Source organism: Pseudoalteromonas luteoviolacea DSM 6061 (assembly GCF_001625655.1).
Classification (GTDB): Bacteria; Pseudomonadota; Gammaproteobacteria; order Enterobacterales; family Alteromonadaceae; genus Pseudoalteromonas; species Pseudoalteromonas luteoviolacea.
This window is the reverse complement of the sequence record NZ_AUYB01000042.1, coordinates 1-596: the sequence shown is the minus strand read 5'-3', so window position 1 is coordinate 596 and position 596 is coordinate 1. Positions and strand designations below refer to the sequence as shown.

Genomic DNA, 596 nt, shown 5'->3' with positions numbered 1-596 from the left:
ACTGAAACGGGCAGTGTGAGCTTTAGCTTTAGCAGTGCAGAAGTTGGGGCAACGTATAGCTATACGCTCAGCAGTAACAATGGTGGGACGAATGTTACAGGTAATGGCAATATCACCAGTGCAAGCCAGACAGTCAACCTTGCGGATATCAGTGGGTTAAATGATGGTAATTTGACTCTATCGGTGAGCGTCACAGACAGCGCAGGTAATGCCGCTACAGCAGTGACAGATACGGCAACATTTGATAAAACCAAACCGACGGTGACCACGTTTAGTGCATCAGACACCAATTTGAAAGTGGGTGAAACGGCGACTATCAGTATCGTACTGAGCGAAGCGAGCACGACGTTTGCGTCATCGGATATTACAGTTGCTGGCGGGTCACTGAGTAACTTTAGTGCGACTTCAAGCACACAATACAGTGTGTTGTTTACGCCAACAGCGAATTCAGAAACCAATGCGACGCTTGATATCGCAGCGGATACCTTCACAGACTCAGCAGGCAATAACAACACGGCGGCGACGCAGTTACCAATCACGGTAGATACCAAGGCACCCAGTGGTCACAGTGTGGCATTTGGTGATAGCTTGTATTC

General features: G+C 48.5%; 1 protein-coding gene. It reads left to right on the top strand.

The window, feature by feature from the left end; genetic code table 11:
- Positions 1 to 596, top strand: a 596-nt coding sequence (locus N475_RS25690; RefSeq protein ID WP_211270589.1) for an Ig-like domain-containing protein, incomplete at both ends; no start/stop codon positions are given.